The sequence below is a fragment of the Wenjunlia vitaminophila DSM 41686 genome, assembly GCF_000380165.1.
Classification (GTDB): Bacteria; Actinomycetota; Actinomycetes; order Streptomycetales; family Streptomycetaceae; genus Wenjunlia; species Wenjunlia vitaminophila.
The window spans coordinates 1-2,313 of the sequence record NZ_KB904744.1; the positions used below are offsets into that span (position 1 = coordinate 1).

2 protein-coding genes are annotated in these 2,313 nt (G+C 74.4%); both read right to left on the reverse strand.

The window, feature by feature from the left end; genetic code table 11:
- Positions 1-107: 107 nt before the first annotated feature.
- Positions 108-1,157, reverse strand: a complete 1,050-nt coding sequence (locus tag A3IG_RS0127940) for a hydroxyacid dehydrogenase (RefSeq protein ID WP_018386887.1) — start codon at positions 1,155-1,157, stop codon at positions 108-110.
- The gene (locus tag A3IG_RS0127945; protein WP_018386888.1) at positions 1,141-2,211 is read right to left on the reverse strand and encodes a dihydrodipicolinate synthase family protein; all 1,071 of its coding nucleotides are present in this window, start codon (positions 2,209-2,211) and stop codon (positions 1,141-1,143) included. Before A3IG_RS0127945 ends, A3IG_RS0127940 begins: the two co-directional genes overlap by 17 nt.
- Between the last annotated feature and the right edge of the window lie 102 nt (positions 2,212-2,313).

The window sequence follows — 2,313 nt, forward strand, 5'->3', positions numbered from 1 at the left end:
CCGGGCTGGTCTCAACCCGGCTGGTGCTGATCGTGTAAGAGCCGGCGGACCGCTGGTCCCCGGCCAACGTGAGCCAGGAATCCCCGTCCTTTAGGGCAGGGAGGATGTCAAAACACCCGGACCAGGGCGTCCACGCCCACCGCGTGCAGCGGCGGCTCGTCGTCCAGCAGCCGCAGCACCTCGGTGACCGCGCTCTCCCCCAGCCGCTGCCGGCACTCCACGGTCCCCGCCGCCTGGTGCGGCGTGAGGAGCACGTTCGGCAGGGACCGCAGGGGGTGGTCAACGGGCAGCGGCTCGGCGTCGAAGACGTCGATCGCCGCGTCGATCCGCCCGGTGCGCACCTCGGCCACCAGGGCGTCCTCGTCCACCAGCCAGGACCTGGCGGTGTTGACCAGACCCGCACCGTCGGGCAGCAGCGCCAGCCGTCGGGCGTCGATCAGCCGCCGGGTCTCCTCGGTGGCCGGGGCGTGCACGGCCACCACACGGCTCTCGCGGAGCAGCGTCTCCAACGGCACCAACCGCACGTCGAGCCGCGCCGCCTCCTCGGGCGACAGGTAGGGGTCGGTGACACTGACCCTCGCACCCAGCGCCTTGACCATCCGCAGGTAGGCCCGGCCGGTGCGCGAGGCACCGAGGACGCCGATCCGGCTGCCACGGATCTCGTGCCGGGGCGGTGCCTGGCTCGCCGTCTCCCAGTCGGCGCCGCCGCGCAGCGCGTGGTCGAACCGGTGCACCCGGTGCAGCAGGGACAGGGTGAAGGCGAGCGCCACCTCGGCGACAGGACCGGCCATGGCATCGCCGGCCTGGGTGACCCGCACGCCGCGCCGGAACACCTCCGGGGTGACCAGCGGAGCAACCGCGGACCCGGTGTGGGCGACCAGGGCCAACCGGTCGGCGGCGTCCAGCAACTCCGCGTCGATCCGCGGTGTGCCCCAGGAGGTGACCAGGGCCCGGGCGCCGGGCAGCGCGGCGGCCAGCGCCGCCCGGTCGGTGTGCTCGTCGAGCACGGTGAGGTCGGCGGCGTCGCCCAGCCGCCGCCACACGTCCCGCGTGAAGAACTGGGCGCGCAGCGGTGGCGGCACCGACACCACGACCCGCGCCCGCTGCCCGCCCGGGACCCCGCCGCCGGGCGCGGCCGGGTCAGCGGAGCCAGTCATCGAGGTGCTCCCGCACGAACGCGTCGTCGGCGAGCCACGGGTAGGCGGCGGAGACCCGGGTGAGCTCCTCGGCCTGCCCGGGCGAGAGGGTTTCGTCCGGGTCCAGGCACCAGATCCCCTCCAGCAGGCCCTGCCGGCGCAGCACCTCGTGCACCCCGGCGATGCACCCCCGGAACGCCCCCCGGACGTCGAACACCGCGCTGTTGGCGTCGGTCATCTGCGGCTTGCGCGTCAGGCAGCGCAGCAGCGCCTCCTGGTCACCGGCCCGCGCCCGGCGGACGTCGGCGAGCAGCGTCACAGCGGAGCCGGTCCACACGGCCCACTGCCCGAGCAGGCCGCCGGCGAACCAGCGCAGGCCGCCCGGTGTCCGGTAGGGCGTCAGCAGGTCACCGATGATGTCGTCGTCGTTGCCGGTGTACAGGGCGACCTCGTCGGCCCGGTCGGCCGCGCCGACCGCGCGGATGACGTCGGCGGTGCGGTAGCGGTCGAAGGGGGCGGTCTTGATCGCGACGGTGGTCGGCAGGTCGGCCAGCGCGGACCAGAAGGACGGCGACAGGTAGGTGCCGCCGACCGCTTCCTGGAGGTAGAAGCCGATGACCGGCAGCACCTCCCCGACGGCCCGGGCCCGCTCCAACAACCCCTTCTCGTCGGCTCCCGGCGCCTTGGGGCTGAGCAGCACCGCGTCGTAGCCGAACGAGGCGGCCAACTCCGCCTCGGCGACAGCCTGCGCGGTGTAGCCGCAGACCCCGGCGACCTTCACCACCGGCCGGTCCGCCTCGGCGCGGACCGTTTCGGCGGCCAGCTCCAGGACGGGACCGAGCAGCCCCACCGACGGCTCCCGGATCTCGAACTGGGTGGTGTGCACGGCCACCGCGACGCCACCGGCGCCCGAGGCCAGGTAGTAGCGGGTCAGGGCACGTTGACGGCGCTCGTCGAGTTTGCGGCCGGCGTCCAGGGCCAACGGGTGGGCCGGTATGGCGGTCCCGGCGGACAGCAGGTCCAGTGGGGTGGCCGCCGGAGGGGACGCGGCGGCTGGGGAACTCGCGGTGGTCATGCTCGGTTCAGAACCTTCCGTCGCGGACCTGGAACTTGGTGGGCTTGCCGGACAACGGCAGGCCCCGGCGCAGCCAGTCGGCCTGCCAGGCGACGAGGGTGC